The organism is Saprospira grandis DSM 2844 (assembly GCF_000275825.1).
Taxonomy (GTDB): Bacteria; Bacteroidota; Bacteroidia; order Chitinophagales; family Saprospiraceae; genus Saprospira; species Saprospira grandis_A.
Genome location: NZ_JH719942.1, coordinates 1,131,366 through 1,151,810, shown reverse-complemented (window position 1 = coordinate 1,151,810; position 20,445 = coordinate 1,131,366). Strand labels below are relative to the sequence as shown.

The window sequence follows — 20,445 nt, the reverse complement described above, 5'->3', positions numbered from 1 at the left end:
GCAGGGCCGAGCAGAACTGCGAGCCCTGTAAGGGCCCGGCCGCCAAAGGCGGCAGGCCCCAAAAAAATATCCCCCTAGTCATGATGACTAGCGGGATAAATCAAGATCAAAAAGGAGAAAACTAAGGGGTAAAGTAGCCGCCCCGCTCCTTAATCCATGCCATTAGGGCCGCATAACGAGGATCATTGGCCAATAGCTTGGGATTGCCCAAAACCACCAACTGCTGCCGAGCCCGAGTAAGGGCCACATTGAGCTTGCGGTCTACCTGCTCATCATCGGAAAGCGAGACAATGGCCGGCAATTGATGACTCATATTGATGGCCAAAGATAAGAGAATGATTTTGCGCGCCCCACCCTGATAACGCTCCACCGTATCAATGCTGCACTGCTCATAGCCCATATTATATTGGGCCAAAACATGGCGAATCTGGGCAATCTGCGCCCGAAAAGGCGTGATGATGCCAAGGTCCTCAGGAGCAAAACCGCCGCCCTGCTGCTCGTATAAGTTTCTGAAAGCATGGACCAATTCGCCCACCCGAATGGCTTCTTCCTCATTGGTTTTGCTGTTCCCCTGATAATCCGATTGACTGGGAATAAAGAGCAGGCGATGCTGGGCCAAAAGCTGCTCCAAAGCAGAGGCCTGGGGCATCGGACGGAAGGGGAGGGGCTGCTGCTGCCAGTCTCCAATTGGGTTGTCTTTGGGCAGTTCCAACAACTTGTTATCGTAGAAAAATTGGCTGGGAAAGCGGGCAATTTCGGCATGCATCCGCCCCTGATGCTGCAATTGATCGTAGCAATGGGTCCAGCCTTCTTTTTGGGCCTGCTCAAACAAGCGCTCAAAGAGGGAGTTGCGGCGATTGCGCAAACCAATGCTTTGGAGTAACTCATCTTTAACCGCCGACTGCTCTTTGTCCTGCAACACCACCGCTGGCAACTGCTTATGGTCGCCAATCAGCACAAAGCGCTGAAAATGCGGAAGCAAACCGAGCAACATGGGCTCCAAAATCTGTGATGCCTCATCAATAATGACCGTGTTAAATTGCTTGAGCTTGAGCAAAAGCGGGCGGTTGAGCATGCTAGAAACCGTAGAGACAAATACCCGATGTTTCTCGATGGTCGCTCGCAGATCTTTGCGGCTAGCTAGGGCTTCTGTTTGCACCGAAAACATCCGATGTTCAAAGCGAGGATCGCAAGAATAGCGGCTGCCCATGCGCAGATAATCATCAATACCCACTTCCTCAATCGCTTCGCAAATTTCATCTACAGCTCGGTTGGTATAGGCCAAAAGCAAGATGTTTTCTTGGCTATTTCGGTGCAGATATTCGACCATTTGGGCCAGCATAAACTTGGTTTTGCCTGTACCTGGAGGGCCCACCAACAAAAAGTAGTCTTGGGCATCCAAGGCCTTGTTGAGGATCCTCTTTTGGTCTTCGCCCAAATAGGGCTGCATAAAGCTCCGATTTTGGGGAGCGCTGCTTTTTTGCGGGGCCCTTTGGCCCAATAAAAGCTGTCGCTTGGCCGGATGGAAATTCATGAATTTGAAGAGCGATTGATACTGGACCGTAAAGCCCTTATCGAGCATATCGTGTTCTAAGCTCCAGCTTTTGGCCGCCTCAAAAACGCTTCCGCTACATTGGGGAGAGTAGAGCTTGAAGCAAAGCTCTTCGGCATTGATTTGAGAAATAGAGCCCTTAAAAATCTGATGCTTCAAGACATTGTCATCCTGGCCCATTTCGGGGTATAAAATAGCAATATCGCCCTGTCTGAAATTGGCCAGGGGGTTGGTATTTTCCGTTCGCTTAAAGCGGAGAATAGGCGGTTCTTGCTCGCTATTGTTTTCTAGTAGTTCTAGGCCGGCCAAAAGCTCAAAATGTTCGTCTTTATCGGCTCTTTCGCTAAGCCAGAGCCCCGCTTGTCCATTGGCGCGATCATTTCCTTCTACCCCTGTTTTAGCCAAAATTTGTTCTTTGGCAATAAAGCTACAAAAGGCAATAAAGTAGCGGCGTTCTAGCTCGCTCAAATTAGAAAAGCAGGCTTCAAATTCTTCCAGTCCTCTAGCGGTATAGCCGCTAGCTTTGGGCAGAATAGCTGGCCCCAACTGATGCAAAAGGCCATATTCCTCCAGGGAGCTTTGGTCCAATTGGGCCAGCTGTCGCTCCATCATCACCATCTGGTTGCGAAGGGCCAAGGCTTCATCTTCCTTAAACTGCGTGCTAGGGGCTAGACGCAGCGGTTTTTCTTGCAATTTAGAGTAAAGAATATGGGCCAAACTCTTATAGCTAGGATAAACCGATTTGGTCAGCAAGCCATAGAGCAAGGTCTGCACATAGTGATTATGATTGAGGTTGTACTTATTGGGCATAAAGGTTTTGCCACTCTTCAATTCCACAATCAAGGCCTTATCGTCGCCTTCTGCTGGCGGCTGCCAGAGGTCCAAACGTCCCTGAATCCCATAAAGGGCAGAGTAAAAAGAGGGCTCTAGCAAAATCCGCTCTCGCTCGATCCCCTGTTTGGGAAACTCATTGAGGATAATATGCTGGAGGTTGATAAAGTGGTTTTTGGCCTCATGATAGGTCTTGCGAATATCGGTGTCCTTAAAGTCGGCAAAGCCCAATGGATTGAGGCTAAACAGCTTCTTAAATTCTTCCTGAAAGCCCAGCTTGGGGTTCTTGCTCAAGAGGTCCAAAAAGCGGTTGGCAATATTTCCTAGCATCAGCGGCAAGCTATTTTCATAGACCGAAAACTTTTTGAGTAGGAAGAGATAGGGCGAGGCGCCCTGTGGCTGAAAACATTCGGCAATGCTGGTCACATCTACTAAGTAGTCGGGCTCTAAGATGATGCGCTTGGGCAGCAAAATTCCCGATTCTTCTACCAAGACATGCAGCAATTGCAAAATGGCCCCAGCAGGGAAATGATCTTGCATCAGCTCAATAGTACTGTTAAACTGCGCATTGATTTCGGGCACATTATAACGCAGCCTGAGCTGGTCGGTATAGCCCTCTCCATAAGGTTGGCAGATGATGAGTTCTTGCTCGGCATCAATTTGCAAAACCACCACTTTTAGCTGCTCAATAATGCCTTCTTTGATGGGGAAGGGGTTGCGATCTTCTTGCTCTTCTTCCTCATCGCTGGGCAAAAAGGCCCGCAATTCTTCGGGTAAAGGAACATGACAAAGGGCCGCAATGGCAAAGGTCACGGTTTTTAGGGCCGAGGCGTATTGGCCAGTCGTAGGCTCTAGCTCTTTTCTGCGGATCCATTTGGCCCGCTTAATAATTTGGTAAATGCGCCATTGGACCGATCGGCTGAGGTCTTCTTTATGAGACAAAAAGGCAATTCGAGCCGAGCGATCACTAAAATGTAGGCGCTCTTTTTCGGTCAATTGTAAAAATAACTGGACCAAAAGGGCATCTAATGCCTGATATTTGGCCCCCAAAGGTTGGTCTACTTGCTGTAGCTTGAGCAGTTGAGAAAAGAAGAACTGCGCTTCTGTTGCTTTTTTTTGCATAAAAATATAATTGTTGGGTTAGGTTTTTTTGTCTGTCTGTTTTGGGGCCTCAGCTGCGGCTTCGCCTTGCTGCGCTACGCTTTGGGGCTCGCAGGTCTGCTCGGCCCTTCGCAGGCAAAGCCTGCTTGGTCTGGCCCTTCGGGCCACCCCGCCGCATCGCTAGGCCAGGCGCTTCGCGCCTTTAGAAGAAGCGATTTTGCTGCGGGTCAAAATCTTGTTGTTTAAACATAAGGGATTTAGATCGGATATTCATCTTGGCCAGAAATCCGTCTTCTAAAAGGGCCACAAATTCTTCTTCATTGAGCCAGAGGCAGGCATAGACATAGGGCAATAATTTTGGCGAGAAGGTCCGGCGGTGGTCTCCGGTATGGGCATCGAGCAGCCAGAGCAGGCCTGCATTATCATTAACTAGTAGAAATTGTTCTTCTGGAGAGAGGGCCGGCAAAGAGGTCCAATGATGATAACTAATATCGGAAGGGGGCTGGTTGGCGAAGCGGATGCCTTTTTTGCCTCTAAAGGGCAGGGCATATTTTTCTTCTAATTTTTCTAAGCCATAAAAGCGAATTTCTTGGAGTTGGGTCCCATTGACCACGGCGGTCCAGAGGCGGTTATTTTGCCGAAACAGTTGTTCGGCATATTGGGCCTCGGTTTCTTTAATTAGGGCGCCTGAGCGCAGGTCTATGCATCTTAATTTTTGCTGATTAAAATCAAGGATAATAATTTCATGGGGATGTTGGCCCAGTTGCATACCGGCAATAAATCCTCCTTTTTCTATGGGGTCATGAATAATGGCCTTAAGTTCTAGCTCTTGGTCGAGCAGGTAGATTTTTTCTCCATCGGTGGCGGCAATTTGTTCATTGGGGAGCCAGAGCAGAAAATCAATAAAGGCGTCTAGGGTTTTTTCTTGGCCAATCATTTGGCCTGTAGCGGCATTAAAGATGGCCAATTGTTTATTTCGGGCGGCTAGGAGTTTGCTTTTATCGGGGCTAATGGCTACGGCACGGCCCCAGCCGGGCAATTCATAGCGGAGGTTGCCATCATCGGAGCGGACGAGCAGTAGTTCGTACCAGCAGGCGCAAAAGCTTTGGTGGAGGCGGTAGAGTCTAAAGTCTCCTTTTGCCGAATTGGGCAGAAAGGAGCGTTCTTGGCTTAAGATTCGGAAAGGGTGGCCATCATCTGCATAATCATTTTCGATATCTTCTTCAAGGAGGGCCTCAAAGGCTTTTCGGATACGTTGGAACCATTTCATGTTGGCAAATAAATTTGATTGGGGGGGCAATTGGGGGCTACAAATTATTTTATAGCGATATGGCGCAGCCATATACCTTATGGGGCTGGGGCGGAGCCCCAGCCTATCGGCTGAGGGGCTGTAGCAGGGCCGCCGCAGGCGGCAGACCGAGGCGCTGCAAGCGCCGAAGGGCCGAGCAGACCTGCGAGCTGCGAAATGGCCCGACCCGCAGCGAAGCGAAGGGGCAGCCCCAAAAAAACGCCTAGAAAAAATCAGGCAGGAGGGGCTTGTCCGGGGGCGGGACCTTCATAGGGAGTTGATTCTTTATAGCTAGGCATTTGGCCTCGAATATACATCCTTTGGAGCAGTTTGTAGAGCATGGGCCAATAGGCGGCTAGGCAGTTGGGCAGGCCATTTGTGCCTTCTCGGAGCAACTGTTCGTAGCTTCGTTTTTGGCTACGGCTTTGGCTGCCTCGTCCTTGTCCAATTCGGGCAAAATCATCTTCTAGCCAAAGGAAATGGAGCTCATTATTTTCGTCTTGGGCCTCGTAGCGTTTTTTGGGCAGGCGGCTATAGTCGAGCAAGGCAAAAGGGGCGGCCAGTTGGGGCCAGCGGAGCTGTTGTTTAATTTGGTCGCTCCAAAGTCTTCTTTCCTTAAAGGGCAGGCCGGGAATATTGCTTCCATGCAGATAAAAATGCCAGAGTCTTTGTGCTTGCAGGGGCAGAATTTGGTAGGGGGTTTCTTCTAGGAGCAGTAGCCCTTGGGCCGAAAAATGGGCCTGTAGTTGTTTTTCCTCTACCTTGGGCCAAAAGAAGCTTTGTTCTATTAGTTTATGGCTTTGCAAGCCCTTATAGAAGGCAAAAATAAGTTGGCCTGTTTCTGATAGTTCCTTTTCGCTTAGTAGTTGTTGAAGGTAGTCGATCAGCTCGGCATCAATCCAGTTTGGCCCAATGGGAAGCGGTCGGCAAAGGGCCTCTTCTAGCGAAAAATAAAGTTGTTCGGTCGTTTTGGTCCAGAGAACATGATCGTAAAAGAGTTCTACTTTGGCATCGAGGCCTTGCTCTTTATAGGTCCAGGATTTTAGCATTTTATTGTTTTTGATAGCTTCTGTCAAATTGTAGTTGGCCACCATAAGCAGCCCAGCCCTTGCTCATTTTAAACTTTCGGGCCGACATAGACCGGATGATTCCTACGCTAAGCACGACTATGCCGCCCACAATAACAATAGGTCCGGCAATAGTATTGACGCCCAAAAGGGCAGCGGATAGGGGGATGATTCCAGCGCCCATACCTAGGAGAATAGCGCCTTGAAACTCTTTGGGGCTGCGTACTCGGCCTGCAATGAGGCTACAGTCTTTAAAGGGGATTTCTCGGCCATCTACAATCATGCTTTCTCGATTGACCTTTTGGAGCTCTCCTTTATAGGTGGTTTTGGGGTTGTTGTAGAGGCGGTACTTAATGCGTCCGCCTTTTCGGATAAAGTAAGTTTTGCCTTTTTCGAAATGTTCAAAAACTAAAACATCATAGCTGACCGGGTCGCTAATGAGTTCTTGAGCACTGGCATAGGATAGAGAAAAAGTCAGAAAGCCCAAGAGAAGAAGCCAAGAGAAATTCGCCATAAGTTTTGATTTTTTGCTATATTTAGAGAGTCTTAACACCCTAATCTACTTCATACTAAAGGGAAGATAAGAGATATTCTGCTTTTTTTGCTCGCTCATCCTTTTTCAAGCACAAAATATGAGACAGTTTTCCGTTTTAGCCGTTTTCTTACTATCTAGTTGCTTGGGTTTTGCCTTTTTGGCTGGGCCTAATTGGCAGCCGTCTAAAGAATTTAAAGCCTATTGGTTAACGGGCAAGCGGGAGGTCAATCATTATGATTTGGTCCAGGAGCTGGATGGGCAAAAATATGAGGGCCAAGCCCAGCTTATTTTCAAGGCAGAGTATTTTTCTCGCTCCAAACAACATGAAGTACAGGCCGAGGATGAAGGGGCTATACCCGTTTTGGAGCTCAATCAATTGCGGAGTTTTAAGGAGGGGGAATATCGTTTGATGCAGTCCGTTTTTCGCCCTATTGATTTGGTGGCGGAGCCTTTTTGTTATAAAGTGAGCAATAGCTTACAAAACTGGGAGGGACATCGTTTTGATCAGATTAACCTCAGGGCCTATAATTATCGGCAGCAGCAGTTTTCTTATGCTAGTAAGGAGGGCGATCAGCAACGAGATTTGCCTAAAGTGCTTTTGCAAGATGAGTTGTTTGCGCTCATTCGAATTTCTCCAGAAAAGCTGCCTTTGGGCCGCTTTGAGTTTTTGCCTTCTAGCTTGTTGTCGCAATTGTACCACAGCCTTTTGGTCCCTAAAACAGCAGAGGCAAGCCTCAGCGAAGAAGGGGAGTTGGCCAGTTATCAGCTGACTTATGCGCAGGGAAAGGGCAGCCTAAAAATTCAGTTTGAAACCAAATTCCCGCATCCTATCCGCTCTTGGGAAGAGCAGTATTATAGTAGAGGCCAAAGCTATTATAGCAAGGCCAAATTGAAGAAAGAAAAATAGTACACTAAATAAATTAAACTCTATGATTTTTTCACAACATGCCAAAGGCAAGCTCTTGCTCACGGCCGAGTATTTTGTGACCGAGGGCGCTACCGCTCTGGCATTGCCCACACAAAAGGGCCAAAGTATGCAGGTTGAAAAAGGCGAGAAAGCCGGACAATTGCACTGGCGCAGCCTAGAAGAAAATGGCCATTGCTGGCTAGAGATTTGGGTTAGCCTGCCCAATTTGGAACTGATTAAGTTTGAAGGCGAGGCCGAAGAGGCCGAGCGTCTGCTCATCTTGCTCCAAATTGCCCAAGAACATAATGCCAACTTTTTAGCGGATGGCCAAGGACTAGAAGTAACCACAAAACTAGAGTTTCCTAGAGATTGGGGACTAGGGTCTTCTTCTACCTTAGTTAGTCTGCTAGCCGATTGGGCAGAGGTAGATGCCCACCAACTTCTAGCCGAAAGCTTTGGCGGCTCAGGCTATGATTTGGCCGCAGCCAAAGCCAAAGGCCCTATTCTTTATCGTTTGTTTAATGGGCAACCGCAGGCTTATCCCGCCCCCTTTGCCCCTAAGTTTAAAGATCAGCTTTATTTTGTGCACCTCAATAAGAAGCAGAGCAGCCGCGAAGCCTTGGTCCACTATAAAGTGAAGCCCGCAGAAGAAAGAGAAGCGCCCATTCCCAGAATTAGCCAGATTACGCATAATGTAGCCCAATATTGTAAGGATCTGGAAGATTTTGAAGAGCTGCTCGAAGAACATCAGGCCCTTTTGCAACCCATTTTGGGCCAAGAAGGACCAAAGGCCCAGTTCTTTGAGGATTTCTGGGGAACCGTTAAACCCCTAGGCGCTTGGGGCGGCGATTTCGTCCTCATCAGTAGCCAACGTAGCGAAGCCGAAACCAAAGCCTATTTTGCCAAAAAAGGCTTTGAGCAGTTTATCCGCTATGAGGATATGGTGCTGAGCTAAACACTCAAGTTCAAAACACAAAAAAAAGACCTCTACGCCAAGCATAGAGGTCTTTTTTTCTGCAGAATACTCAAGGTATTCATCTCAAAGAAATATTGCCTATTTCTTTACCGCATTCACGATAGCTTTAAAAGCAGCAGGCTCGTTCATCGCTAGATCGGCCAACACTTTACGGTTGAGCTCGATACCGCTCTGAGACAAAAGGTGCATAAAGCGAGAGTAGCTGAGGCCCTCTTGACGAACAGCAGCGTTGATACGCTGAATCCAAAGAGCACGATAGCTGCGCTTTTTCAATTTACGGCCAATGTATGCATACTGCATACCTTTTTCTACCGCATTTTTGGCAACGGTATATACTTTAGATCTTGCTCCAAAGTAACCGCGGGCCTGCTTCAAAATTTTCTTCTTTCTTCTTCTTGAAGCTACAGAATTTACCGAACGTGGCATAGCTTAATAGTTTAAAATAGATAGATAAAATAAGGGCCTGGGGTGCAGGTGAGAAGGGACCCACAACTTGTCCACTAAGGCGCCTCTTGATTGTTCCGAGATGCTAATACTAGATGTTAAGCATCTTCTTCACGCGCTTGGCATCGCCAGGAGCACAAAGACCTGCGTGACGTAGACGAAGCTTACGCTTCTTTGACATTTTTGTCAAAATGTGGCTCTTTCCACTACGACGACGCTTGATCTTGCCGCTACCCGTCACCGAAAAGCGTTTTTTAGCACCTGAATGCGTTTTTACTTTAGGCATGGTAATACGTTTTTTTAAACAGATTTTTGAAAATCGACTGCAAACTTAAGCTTATTTTTCTAATTTCAAAAACTTTTCTGCCCCAATTTCCTGATTCTAAATTGCCTAGAATTTTACAAAGGTGTTGCCGCCCTCACACTGATAGCCCCGAATCATCTTTTTGCGCTTCAAAAGGTCCAAACGCCGATGAGTCTCTTTCATCAAACGACCCTTGCCCACCCCATGTATAATCTCTAACTGCCCCGAAAACCCAATCTCTAAGGCCTGGTTAAGGTAGTCTTCTAAGGCCTCTACCTGAAATTCTAAACACTCAAAGGGCTGTAGGTCTTTGTAGTCTTCTGGGAAAATTAGCTCAATGTGCAAATCTAAACGAGAATCAAAATGAGCCAGTCGCTGCGCATCCTGCTTGTTGTAATACCGACGGTGTATTTCCTTGTGCATCTGCGTTTTGCGCTGTTCTAAGGTGTACTTTTTTAAATTGGTTTTGGGCTGCTCTCTGCGAGCTTCCAATTCCGCCAAACTAAAGCAAGGATAACCCTCTAGCTCCAAACCCAACAAAGGTATAGGCTGCTGCAATTTGATCCACTTCTTGTACTTGAGCTTAAAGCTGTGCTCCAACTCAAATATAGGCAAACGCAAAATAAGCTGAGGCGAATCATTCAAGTTGGCATGCGCAAATTCTGCAATCGGAAAGTAATCATGTGGCCCAATATGCTGCTTGAGCGCCTGCGCCCGCTCCTGCAAAATCCGCAACTCAAACTCAAAGTTAAATCCATAAGGCGTATCATTGACCAAATAAATGCTGTACTGCCCCTGCGCATAAGGATAAAACGCGAGGTAAATCCCTTTGTTTTCTGCCGCCTTGCCCTCAATTTTTGGGGCCTGATAAACCGGAATAGGGGCCTCTTTTTTTGGCAATGGCCGCCCCGATTTTCGTAGGTCAATCTCTTCCTTGGTATAAAATAATTCTTCCGTAGATAAGCCCTTGGGTGCTTTTTTTGGCCTCTTTTTGCCAAACTCCCGCTGAATATCAGAAATCTGCGGACCCGTATAATGGGCCTCCGGCACCACATCATCCCCAAAGGCAACACTCTCCTCATCTTCCTCCAACAACCACACCCGGTAGCTGCCATCTAAATAATCTTCCAAAATCTCGGCCCGCTGACCCGAATAGATAAATCGTATAATTTCTCCTGCTTTCATCTTTTTATTTTTTTGTTGGGGCTGCCCCGCCTTTCAGGCGGGTCGGGCTGTTTCAGGGCTCGCAGGTCTGCTCGGCCCTGCGGCGGCTTTGCCGCCTTGGTCTGGCCTGCGGCCCCCCTTGTCCATCCCTCAGCCGCGTCGCTGCGCTCCTTTGCGGGCCTTCGGCCCTGCAAAACTCAAGAAAATTTAACCCAAATTATATTTTAAGCTTTTGCTTGTTTGCTTAATTGTCTGTTTGACAATTAGTTGTTTATTGAACAATAATTTAGTTCAACTCCCCTAAAGGCAACTGTTTTTCTGCCCCTGTATTTTAGCTCACTGGCTTTGCAGACAGAAAAGCGTACCTTTGTAGAAAACAAACAATAACCTATACAGTTATTGTTTTTGAATTTTCTAATCTTCAAATACTTATTTTCAAAATGGCAACGATCAAATCTTACTCTCCTGATAATCAACCAACTGAAACGGAGAAAGAAGAAATAGCCAACTTTTTATTTAAACATCTAGAACAATACGGAGACCCCAAAGAGCAAATTCTTGCCGCTATGGATTATTCCCTAGGCCAGACAAAACAAGCCGCTGGGGGCCAGATTTTTAGCATCTATCATCAAGGACAATTGGCCGGCGCTACAGTGCTAAATCGCACAGGTATGACGGGCTATATCCCCGAAAATATCCTGGTCTATATTGCCGTAGATGCGCAATTTAGAGGAAAAGGCCTAGGAAAACAACTAATGCAGGCAGCAATTGAGCAAACCCCCGGAGATATCGCTCTGCATGTAGAAAAAGATAATCCCGCCAAACATCTTTATGAAAAATTAGGATTTACTAATCCTTATCTCGAAATGCGACTGAAAAAATAAACCTCTCGGCCTCCTACAGGCCCAAAGGGCCGCAGGCTGAGGGATGGACAGCAGTGGCCGCAGGCCAGACCCAGGCGGCAAAGCCGCCGCAGGGCCGAGCAGACCTGCGAGCTGCGACACAGCCCGACCCCAGGCCGAAGGCCGCAGGGGCAGCCCCAAAACCCTCCTAGATAAATACATACCTATTTTTTCAGTAAACCATTTGTAATGGCATTTATCACCTTAGATAGTCAAAAATTAGCCGAAAATTACCAACGCTTAGAGGAGCTTTTTCAAGAAAAAAATATCCAATGGGCCGTGGTCTCCAAAATGCTTTGTGGCCACCGCCTCTACCTAGAGGAACTCATTAAATTGGGCGCCAAACAACTCTGCGACTCCCGCCTGAGCAACCTCAAAATGATCAAATCTATCTCGGAAGAGGTGGAGACGATCTATATTAAGCCACCCCCCCAAGAAATTATTCCCGAAATTGTCCAATATGCCGATATCTCCTTTAATACGGAGATCGAAAGCATTCGCCTGCTCTCCGAAGAGGCCGCCCGCCAAAATAAATTGCATAAAGTGATCATCATGATCGAAATGGGCGAACTTAGAGAGGGCGTGATGCGAGAGGAATTTATGGACTTTTATGAGCAGGTCTTCAAATTGCCCAATATCCAAGTGGTGGGCATTGGGACCAACCTCACTTGTATGTATGGCGTTTTGCCCAGCCAAGATAAATTGATCCAACTTTGCCTCTATGAACAACTAGTAGAGGCCAAGTTTAACCGAGAAATTCCCCTAGTGTCTGGCGGCTCCTCTGTGACGATCCCCCTCATTTTTCAGAATCTACTGCCCGCAGGAATCAACCACTTTAGAGTAGGTGAAACCCTTTATTTAGGAACTGATGTCTATAATAATCAGACCTACGAACGGATGCACCAAGATGTGTTTAAGCTTTATGCACAAATTATCGAGCTGAACGAAAAACCCCTGGTGCCCGATGGCAAGATGGGCCTTAATCTCAAGGGCGAAGCCGTAACCTTTAAAGATGAACTTCGACAAAAAACAGCGGTCCGCGCCATTATCGACCTCGGCCTGCTAGATGTAGATGAAGCCCATCTGCAATTGGCCGACCCCAAACAGAAAATGCTGGGCGCCTCCTCCGATATGGTGGTCATCGACCTAGGAAGCAATGAGGAAGGACTGGGCGTTGGCGACCTGATCGAGTTTAAACTCGATTATATGGCGATCCTCCGCATCATGAATTCTAAATATATCGAAAAACGCTTGGCCCCCGCCTAAATCCTTGGCCAAGACCTTGGCCGCAGTTCCTAAAAAGGAACTGCGGCCTTTTTTATGCCCCTTTTTGAGCGTTGTTTACTGCTTAATGAGCTTTCCGCTTGGTCCATCTTCCCATCTCCAGATGTAGCTACCCTTGGGCCAATCTTCGGTAGAAATTGTTTTTGGACCAGCAGGCAAAATATAGCGAGCCATTTCTTGGCCCAAAACATTATAAAAGCAAAGCTGGCCCGCCTGAGGCAATTCTATTTGTAGTTGGCCATTAAAGGGATTGGGCCAGAGCGTTGGCCCTTGCTCGGCCAGATAATTTGTGGAACTAGGGTAGTAGCAAGAGCCGTCTTCTACCCAAGCGTTGGGCATAAAGTTGAGGGCGTTGCTGTCTAGACAGCCAGGCTTTAGGCAGTTTTGCAAAAGCGCCTGCACATCTAACTTACCCGCTCCCCAATCTATATTGGGCGGAGCGCCAGCACTATATACCCAAGCATCTTTGCGGGCCGATTGTAGCAGGGCGGCCTTGAGTTCGGCCCAATTGGCCTGCGGTTGGCATTGAAAATAGAGGGCAGCGGCCCCCGTAACCATAGGCGCCGCCATAGAGGTCCCTTTAGCCGAAACATGCCAACCGCCTTGGTCCAAATAAGGGGAGTTGTTGGCTCTGGCGTTTTGTAGGGCGGCCAGGCTGCCTGCCGAAAGGACCTGCCCCCCGGGGGCTGTTAAATCGGGCTTTTGTAGACCCGTTCGACTAGGGCCGAGGCTAGAAAAATCGGCAATGCCAAAGATCGGAAAGCCCGCATAGGCCAAAGAAACCGTATCGCCAGCATAATTCTGCAGTTGGTCTCGGTTTTGGTAGGCCGCCACCGTGATGACCTTGGGCGAGCAGGTCCAATAAGCGGCTAGGGTTTGTTGGTTGTCGGGCGCAATGTAATGAGGAACATTGGCCTGCAGAATAATATCCGAAAGGCCCATATTGCGCTCATGGCTCCAAATATCCACCTTGCCCGCCCCGCTCCAATGCAAAAAAAGCTGCTGATTTTGCAAATTGTTTCCCTGCAGCTGAAAGGACCACTCTAGGCAGCCCTGCCATTCGGCCAAATATTGTACTAAAATCAGGGCCCCTTGTGGACCTATATATATAGTGTCTATTCTTTGGGCAGGTAGGGGGCTATGCGGCGGCAGATCGGCAGGGGAAAAAGGGCGACTAAGAACCAGCCTTTGTCCCTGACTCCCCTTGAGCTCAAATTGCCAATGCAGCTGTGGCCAGTCGCTGCTATCAATAAAGGCCGAGCTGCGAAATAGTTGGCCATTGAGGGGCAAAAAGGCCAGACAGCCGCTATCTGCTTGGGCCTTTTGCCAGTGCATTTTTGCCTGCCGCGCATTGCCGCCTGCTTGAATCAAAGCCCGACCGTTTTCCTCCTCTAGCATCGCTTCAATCATAGCCGTATACAAGTCTTGACCATCATGGGAGCCATAATAGGCCCCCACACTAGAGTTAATGGCGCAGGCTTTTCCCAATCGCTTAGCTTCTTGAAAAATATGGTGGACGGCATCCACAAAGCGGGGCAAAAACTGTCCATCTTCGCTCAGGGCCACGGCCAACAGCTCGGCTTTGGGGGCAATGCCCTTATATTTTTGGGCGGCTAGGCCATTGCCGGCGGCGGTACCTAGCACATGCGAGCCATGTTCGCCTGGGGGGTGAGCGATCAGGCCCGAATCAATTTGGGCTTTATTCCAGTAGCTGCCATAGCCATATTGGCCCATAAAAAAGTTGGGCGAAAAATAATCTTGGTCCCAAATACTGAGAAATCGGCTGCTGCTATCATTGGGCTGCCAGAAATCGGGATGCTGCCATTCGTAGCCGTCGTCAATAATGCCGACAAGCACGCCTTGGCCCTTAAAAGATTGGGGTAATCCCCAGCCTTCATGAGCGGCTCGGGCGTTATTATTGGCCAGCATCAGGCTATCTTGTTCAAAAAAATACTGGGGGCTAAGGCGCTGGGCTTGCAGGCCCAGAATAGCGGGATGTTCCCACCAAATGGGCAGTTTTTGCAAGGGAATAGAGAGGGCGGCCAAATCATTTAGGCCATATTTATACTGGCTATCGGTTTGTTGGGCCAGTTCTTTTATCGCTTGCGGCTCGCCCTGGACGATCAGCTCCACATTTTGGGTTCCGCCCTCTTGCCAAAGGCGAAAAAGGTCAATATTTAGCTTCGTATTTTGAGCATAGAGGCCGCTAGGCAGCAGAAAAATAAGGAAATAAATCGCTTTCATAATTAGATGGTTTTGGGGCCCGCGGCCGGCTAGGCTTTGCCTAGGTCGGCCGCCGCTATGGTTACTCCCTTCGGTCGTCGAACTGCGGACTAAAGTCCTTGTTGTCGGGGCTCGCAGGTCTGCTCGGCCCTGCGGCGCTTTCAGCGCCTGGGTCTGGCGCTTTGCGCCACCCCTTCGCAGCGCTGGGCCAATACGGCGGGGCCACAAGGGGGGGAGAAAGGGCGCTTTTGGTTAAGCTAGAGGAGAGAAATAAGCAAATCGGAAGAAAGTTCTGAGAGGGGAATTATAAAATTAGTATAAAAAATTTAATTTTGTCTTTGGAGCAAACTGTCTAAAGTCAAGATTTGGTTTTAGCTGCAGTCTCTAAATCACTGACACCATTAATCAATTAAAATAATAGTTTAAGATGATAGGACCTATCCTTTTTGCCTTAGTACTGCTAGGGACGGCGGCCTTTTCCTACAAAAAATACAGCTTTGTGGTTCGCAATATACAGCTGGGTAAAGTAGATGAGGAAGCCAAGCCTAGTCCAGAGCGTTGGCGCAATACCATTATGGTTGCCTTGGGCCAGCAAAAAATGTTTAAGCGGCCTTTGGCGGCGGGTCTGCACCTTTGTGTATACCTTGCTTTCTTAGTTACGCAAATCGAGCTCATTGAGATTGTCATTGATGGCTTGACGGGCCAGCATCGTTTATTTTGGGCTTGGTGGGAAGGCAGCGACTTTCTCCGTGGCTTTTATACTTTCTTGGTGAGCTTCATTGAGGTCTTGTCGGTAATGGCTTTGGTGGCAACCTTTGCCTTTTTGGCCAGACGTAACTTGCTCAAGCTGCCCCGTTTTGTTAAGTCCGAGATGAACGGTTGGCCCAAATTGGATGCAAACCTCATTCTCTTTGCGGAGATCATCTTGGTTTTCTGCATCTTTTTGATGAACAGTACAGACATGGCCATTCATCGCAATGAATATGGCTTTTTGGTCAGTGGGTTAATTTCTCCATTTTGGGAAGAAATGGGGGCAAGCAATGAAACCCTACATGTTTTGGAGCGCATTGGTTGGTGGGGCCACATTTTGATCGTCTTTGCCTTTTTAGGTTATTTGCCTTATTCCAAGCATTTGCACATCATTTTTGCCTTTCCGAATACTTTTTGGGCCAGATTGAACAAAAAGGGGGAGATGGCCAACATGAAAGAGGTTCAGGAAGAAGTAGCTTCTATGATGGACCCCAATGCTGCCTTTGATGCGCCTGTATCGGAGGAGATTCCCAAATTTGGCGTAAGTGATGTTTTTGACCTTAATCGTCAGCAGATCATGAGTGCATATACTTGTACGGAATGTGGTCGTTGTACTTCTATGTGTCCGGCCAACTTGACGGGCAAGAAACTATCGCCACGTAAAATCATGATGGATGTTCGGGATCGTGCTGATGAGGTGGGGCATAATTTGGACCTCAACAAGACCGAGTTCATCAATGAGGAGCAGAAATCGGAGACCTCTAAATTGACGGTAGAGAACTATGACGATGGTAAAAGCCTATTTGACTACATCAGTACAGAAGAATTGCGGGCTTGCACCTCTTGTAATGCTTGTGTAGAGGCTTGTCCGGTTTTGATTAACCCTTTAGATATCATTGTTGAGTTGCGTCGCAACCTCATTTTGGAGCAATCTGATTCTCCGGAAGAGTGGAACGGTATGTTTAACACCATAGAAAACAATGGAGCGCCTTGGGCCTTTTCTCCGGATGACCGGGACAAATGGGCCATGGAGATCAACAATGCAGAATAAGCGGAGTGGATTGGCGCAAAAAGCCGCAGTTGAGTATTCAACTGCGGCTTTTTTTTGTTGGGGCGGGGCTGGCGCAGCCAGCTTTTAATGGCTGAGGGATGGGCAAGGGTGGCCCGCAGGGCCAGACCGAGCAAAAAAGCGCAGCTTTTTTGCGAAGGGCCGAGCAGGCTTGCGAGCCCTGAGACAGCCCGACCCGCCTGCAGGGCGGGGCAGCCCCAAAAAAATAAAAAGGTGAAAAGAATCCGTATATCTGTAATCAAATTTGTATAAATTGGCACAAAGCGCTTTTTTTCTTAAATTCGCTAGGCTTTTACAAAAAAAGAGACTGATGGGCAAGACAAAAGAAGAGAAACCCCTGCTATTGCAGCTAGACATGCAAGAAATCAATAAGATATTGCAGGCCTTGGGCCAGCGGCCATTTAATGAGGTTTATGAGTTGATTGGAAAGATTCATGAGCAGGCCAATGCCCAGATGCATGCAGAGCCCCCTCCCCAGCAGCTAGACAAATAGGAGACAAGCACACACTACCGCAAGATATTTTAGAACGGAACAGAACCCCAAGGGCAGAGCCCTGTTTAGATTGATAAGACCTATGGCGCAGAAACCAATTCAGATTTTCCGCGAAACCCCGCCGCACAAGAGTATGGACTTCTTCTTTTTGAAGGAAGAGGGCTTGCAGATGGTGCAAGAACTATCGGGTAAAGTTTGGACCGATTACAACACCCATGATCCTGGGGTGACGATATTGGAGCAACTTTGTTATGCTTTGGCCGATTTGGGCTTTCGCACGGATTTTAGCATACAGGATTTATTGAATGCTAGAGGGAAGGGCCGTCGGCAGGCTTTGAACAACACCTTTTATGATGCTTCGGAGATTTTGCCGACGAATCCGGTAACCATTGAGGATTATCGCCGCTTGATTATTGATCGGGTGAATGGGGTGAAGAATGCTTGGGTGGAGCCGGTGCGGGACCATTTGCAAGGCATTAAGGGCTTGTATCGGATTTTGTTGCAGGTGAGTGATAGTGCTCGTCAGCCGCAGCGTTTGCAGGCGATTAAGCGAGAGGTGTATGCTTTATTTGCTGCGCATCGAAATCTTTGTGAGGATTTGGAGGCTATTGAGGTCTTGGATGTAGACAAGATTATTATTTATACTGATTTGGACATTAGTTCGGATGTGGTGGCGGAGGAAGTATTGGCTGAAATTCTCTTTAAGTTGGAGGAGCATCTCACGCCATCTATTCAGTACCATACTATAGATGAACTTTTGGAAGAGGGCTATGCCATTGAAGAGATTTTTGATGGGCCGGTGCCGGTGCATGGCATCATCAAGAAAGAGGACCTCAAGGCGATGAAGCGGGAGGTTTATATTTCTAAGATTATTGAAATCATCTCGGATATTGAGGGGGTTCGCCGCATCAATTATTTTCGGGTAGAGAAAGATGGGTTTCCTGTAGAGGGCGATGTGATTCGGATTGCGGAAAAGACCTATCCTGTTTTGGATATGGACACTATTGATGCGCGTTGGAAAACCGATGCTTATCCGATTCGTTTTCAGCGGGGGAGTTTGAACTATGATTTGGACCTCAATACGGCTAGTCAGTTGTTGTATTCGCTTTATGCTCGTTATAAGAAGGGCTATCAGATGAAGATGCTCTATAATGAGAAGGATTATCCCTCGGTATTGAAGGAGGATGACATCAAGCGTTATTATTCGGTACAGAATACCTTTCCGGTGACCTATGGGTTGAGTCCTTTTGGATTGCCCAATAGTGTGCGTCCGACTCGGGAGCGTTTGGGCATGATAAAGCAGCTCAGAGGGTATTTGTCCTTTTTTGAGCAGATGATGGCCAACTACTTGGCCCAATTGGGCAATGTGAAGAAATTCTTTTCATTGGATAGTGATTTGGACCGCAGTTATTTTTCTCAGTTGCCAGAGAACATGCCAGAGATGCAATACATCTTGAAGGGCAAGGACAATGAGGCTCGTTTGAAAAAGCTAGAAGAAACGGTAGCGGAATTTGATCCTTTTGTGGAGCGTCGCAACCGTTTATTGGACCATTTACTGGCTCGTTTTGGCGAGCGTTTTACCACTGACTTTTTGTTGAAGGTAAGCCAGTATGTGGGCTATGATATGTCGGAAGGAGAGGCCAAAAGCCCAGAGCACGAATTGGTCAATGCCAAATTGGAGTTTTTGCGCAACTATGTCGACATTAGTCGAAACCGTAGCCGTGGATTTAACTACATGGCTCTCTATAATGTCATTTATGAGCAAGAGCTAGAATGGGCCGAGCTCTTTGAGCCGCTCATTAAGCAATATAAAGAAGAGGCAGAAAGAGATTTGATTCGCCAGCAGTATAAGCAGCTGCGGGAGAACTACCCGCTTCGTCAGCATCAGCGAGATGCCTTTTCTATGGCCCTCAATTACCGTGATCCGGCGGATGTGGCCAAGGAGCAGACCAAAAAGATGCTCAAAGATCTAGATTTGCCCGAAACCTTGACCGAAGCGATAGCAGAAACCAACCTCAAGTTTACCAAAAAGATGTTGGAGCTCTTAGAAACGGAGGTTGCTGGCCTAGAACGTCGGGTGTGTTTGTTGCTTAACCTCAACCAAGGAGGCAATGAATCTTTGGTCCGTATTTTTGATGAAGAAACTCATTTGGAAGAGGTAGATAATTTCCATGACCTGATTCAGCTAGAGTCGCCTATGTTGCCCGAGGGCTACATAGACCTAGATGTAGAATTGGAGCGTTTGGAGAAAATTGAGAAGGGAGAGGATCCTGGTCCCGCTCCTGAGCGTCTGCCCGAAACCCTAGACTACCGCTCTAAGTTTATCTTTAGAGCGCAGGATATGGACGAGCTCATACAAGACCTTTTGGCCAACGGTATTTTTAGCTATAACTATCTGGCCCTTTTGGAAGAGCGTGATGGGGAGGAAATCTATAGTGTTTACTATAAGGGGAATCTCGATTTGGGCTGCGTGAAAATTAGAGAGTACAGCAGTATTTTGGCCGCTCAGGTGGAGCTCGAAAAGCTGATTAAGTTTTTTGCCCGCATTAACCACCAAACAGAGGGAATGCATGTGGTAGAGCACATTTTGCTTCGCCCACAGGCCCAAGACCGCCACGCTTTCCGCCTCGTGAATGACCAAGATCGTCCCTTGCTCGAAAGCTATGAATTTGGCGCTTTTGATGAGCAACGCAACCTCAGTAACCAACTAGATTTGTTGGCCAGTAAAAAAGATAATTTCATTATTGAAACCCTAGAGGATGGCGAAAGCTATCAGGTCGTTTTGCAGGAGTATAACCGCAAAATTGCCCGCTGCCCAGAAATCTTTTATACCCAAGAAGGAGCCAAAGAACAAATCGACGATATTGTGGCCTATGTCTATAGCTTTAAATCAGGAGCTATTCCCTTGCAAAGCAATATTCAGTTCTTTTTGGAGGAACGCCCCAACCTAGACGTTCGCCATGATTTCTACTCCCTTGATATGAGCATCATTTTACCCGCTTGGCCCTCTCGTTTTCAAAATGAAGATTTCCAAGATCTTATGCATGCCGTCTTTACTATCAATGCCCCAGCGCATATCAATATCAATTTCTATTATTTGGATATTAACGAGATGAAGGCTTTTGAGGAGAAATACTTTGCTTGGCTAGAAGAACGCAATGCCGTAGAGGCACAGCAACCCGAACTAGACAATATGGCCATGGAAGTAGTGGCCGAACTCCAAAAATTAGAGCAAAATTAAGCCTAAGTAAAATACCTAATTTTTTCTTTTGCCTAAATGGCCTAGAAAACTAATTGTTTGCCCCCTTAAATTTGCAATAGAGCAAAAGGAAATTCTTGCTCTAACTTCAATTAAGTTTGGGGTAAATCATGGGGATTACAGAGCAGCTACTTTGGGGAAAGTAGCTGCTCACTTTTTTTTGCCCCTACCGCTTTGGTCCAAGCGATAAAAAGGAGCGAAGCGACTCGGCTTAGGGATGGATAGCAGGGGCCCGAAGGGCCAGACCAAAGCGCTGAAAGCGCTGCAGGGCCGAGCAAACTTGCGAGCTGCGACAG

15 protein-coding genes are annotated in these 20,445 nt (G+C 47.6%); 7 read left to right on the top strand and 8 right to left on the bottom strand.

What is annotated here, in order from left to right; translation table 11 throughout:
- Positions 1-121: 121 nt before the first annotated feature.
- The 4 genes from SAPGRDRAFT_RS05360 to SAPGRDRAFT_RS05345 all read right to left on the bottom strand — a co-directional run bounded on the left by SAPGRDRAFT_RS05360 (position 122) and on the right by SAPGRDRAFT_RS05345 (position 6,353).
- Complete coding sequence (locus SAPGRDRAFT_RS05360) at positions 122-3,505, bottom strand: AAA domain-containing protein (RefSeq protein WP_002657802.1); 3,384 nt, start codon at positions 3,503-3,505, stop codon at positions 122-124.
- 181 nt (positions 3,506-3,686) lie between these two features.
- Positions 3,687-4,754, bottom strand: coding sequence for a hypothetical protein (locus SAPGRDRAFT_RS05355; RefSeq protein ID WP_037350737.1), 1,068 nt, complete (start codon positions 4,752-4,754; stop codon positions 3,687-3,689).
- Positions 4,755-5,005: 251 nt separating this feature from the next.
- Positions 5,006-5,821 (bottom strand): hypothetical protein, encoded by an 816-nt coding sequence (locus tag SAPGRDRAFT_RS05350; RefSeq protein WP_253271272.1) that lies wholly within the window; start codon positions 5,819-5,821, stop codon positions 5,006-5,008.
- Between the two features lies 1 nt (position 5,822).
- Positions 5,823-6,353 (bottom strand): hypothetical protein, encoded by a 531-nt coding sequence (locus SAPGRDRAFT_RS05345; protein WP_002657797.1) that lies wholly within the window; start codon positions 6,351-6,353, stop codon positions 5,823-5,825.
- 118 nt (positions 6,354-6,471) lie between these two features.
- On the opposite strand from SAPGRDRAFT_RS05345, the gene SAPGRDRAFT_RS05340 reads away from it, so the two are divergent.
- A complete protein-coding gene (locus SAPGRDRAFT_RS05340) occupies positions 6,472-7,281 on the top strand; it encodes a hypothetical protein (RefSeq protein ID WP_002657795.1) in 810 nt (269 codons plus the stop codon).
- A 22-nt stretch (positions 7,282-7,303) separates the two neighbouring features.
- Positions 7,304-8,236: a GYDIA family GHMP kinase gene (locus SAPGRDRAFT_RS05335; RefSeq protein ID WP_002657794.1), complete on the top strand. Its 933-nt coding sequence runs from the start codon at positions 7,304-7,306 to the stop codon at positions 8,234-8,236.
- A gap of 99 nt (positions 8,237-8,335) precedes the next feature.
- Here SAPGRDRAFT_RS05335 and rplT read toward each other — a convergent pair whose 3' ends face one another.
- The 3 genes from rplT to SAPGRDRAFT_RS05320 all read right to left on the bottom strand — a co-directional run bounded on the left by rplT (position 8,336) and on the right by SAPGRDRAFT_RS05320 (position 10,190).
- Positions 8,336-8,683, bottom strand: coding sequence for a 50S ribosomal protein L20 (rplT, locus tag SAPGRDRAFT_RS05330; RefSeq protein WP_002657792.1), 348 nt, complete (start codon positions 8,681-8,683; stop codon positions 8,336-8,338).
- A 109-nt stretch (positions 8,684-8,792) separates the two neighbouring features.
- Positions 8,793-8,987 (bottom strand): 50S ribosomal protein L35, encoded by a 195-nt coding sequence (rpmI, locus tag SAPGRDRAFT_RS05325; RefSeq protein WP_002657790.1) that lies wholly within the window; start codon positions 8,985-8,987, stop codon positions 8,793-8,795.
- Positions 8,988-9,092: 105 nt separating this feature from the next.
- A complete protein-coding gene (locus tag SAPGRDRAFT_RS05320) occupies positions 9,093-10,190 on the bottom strand; it encodes a Smr/MutS family protein (protein ID WP_002657788.1) in 1,098 nt (365 codons plus the stop codon).
- Positions 10,191-10,609: 419 nt separating this feature from the next.
- On the opposite strand from SAPGRDRAFT_RS05320, the gene SAPGRDRAFT_RS05315 reads away from it, so the two are divergent.
- Together SAPGRDRAFT_RS05315 and SAPGRDRAFT_RS05310 are read left to right on the top strand one after the other, a co-directional pair.
- Entirely contained in the window at positions 10,610-11,053 is a 444-nt protein-coding gene (locus SAPGRDRAFT_RS05315; RefSeq protein ID WP_002657787.1) for a GNAT family N-acetyltransferase, read from the top strand.
- A 207-nt stretch (positions 11,054-11,260) separates the two neighbouring features.
- The gene (locus tag SAPGRDRAFT_RS05310; RefSeq protein ID WP_002657785.1) at positions 11,261-12,337 is read left to right on the top strand and encodes an alanine racemase; all 1,077 of its coding nucleotides are present in this window, start codon (positions 11,261-11,263) and stop codon (positions 12,335-12,337) included.
- A gap of 75 nt (positions 12,338-12,412) precedes the next feature.
- On the opposite strand, the gene SAPGRDRAFT_RS05305 is transcribed toward SAPGRDRAFT_RS05310, so the two are convergent.
- Complete coding sequence (locus SAPGRDRAFT_RS05305) at positions 12,413-14,599, bottom strand: S8 family serine peptidase (protein WP_002657784.1); 2,187 nt, start codon at positions 14,597-14,599, stop codon at positions 12,413-12,415.
- Between the two features lie 406 nt (positions 14,600-15,005).
- On the opposite strand from SAPGRDRAFT_RS05305, the gene SAPGRDRAFT_RS05300 reads away from it, so the two are divergent.
- From SAPGRDRAFT_RS05300 to SAPGRDRAFT_RS05290, 3 genes are all read left to right on the top strand, one after another.
- Positions 15,006-16,379, top strand: a complete 1,374-nt coding sequence (locus SAPGRDRAFT_RS05300; protein ID WP_002657782.1) for a (Fe-S)-binding protein — start codon at positions 15,006-15,008, stop codon at positions 16,377-16,379.
- Positions 16,380-16,707: 328 nt separating this feature from the next.
- Positions 16,708-16,890 carry a hypothetical protein gene (locus SAPGRDRAFT_RS05295; RefSeq protein ID WP_002657780.1) on the top strand — a complete coding sequence of 61 codons (183 nt, stop codon included), beginning with the start codon at positions 16,708-16,710 and terminating at the stop codon, positions 16,888-16,890.
- A gap of 82 nt (positions 16,891-16,972) precedes the next feature.
- On the top strand, positions 16,973-20,131 hold the full coding sequence (locus SAPGRDRAFT_RS05290; protein ID WP_002657778.1) for a hypothetical protein: 3,159 nt from the start codon (positions 16,973-16,975) through the stop codon (positions 20,129-20,131).
- Positions 20,132-20,445 lie beyond the last annotated feature (314 nt).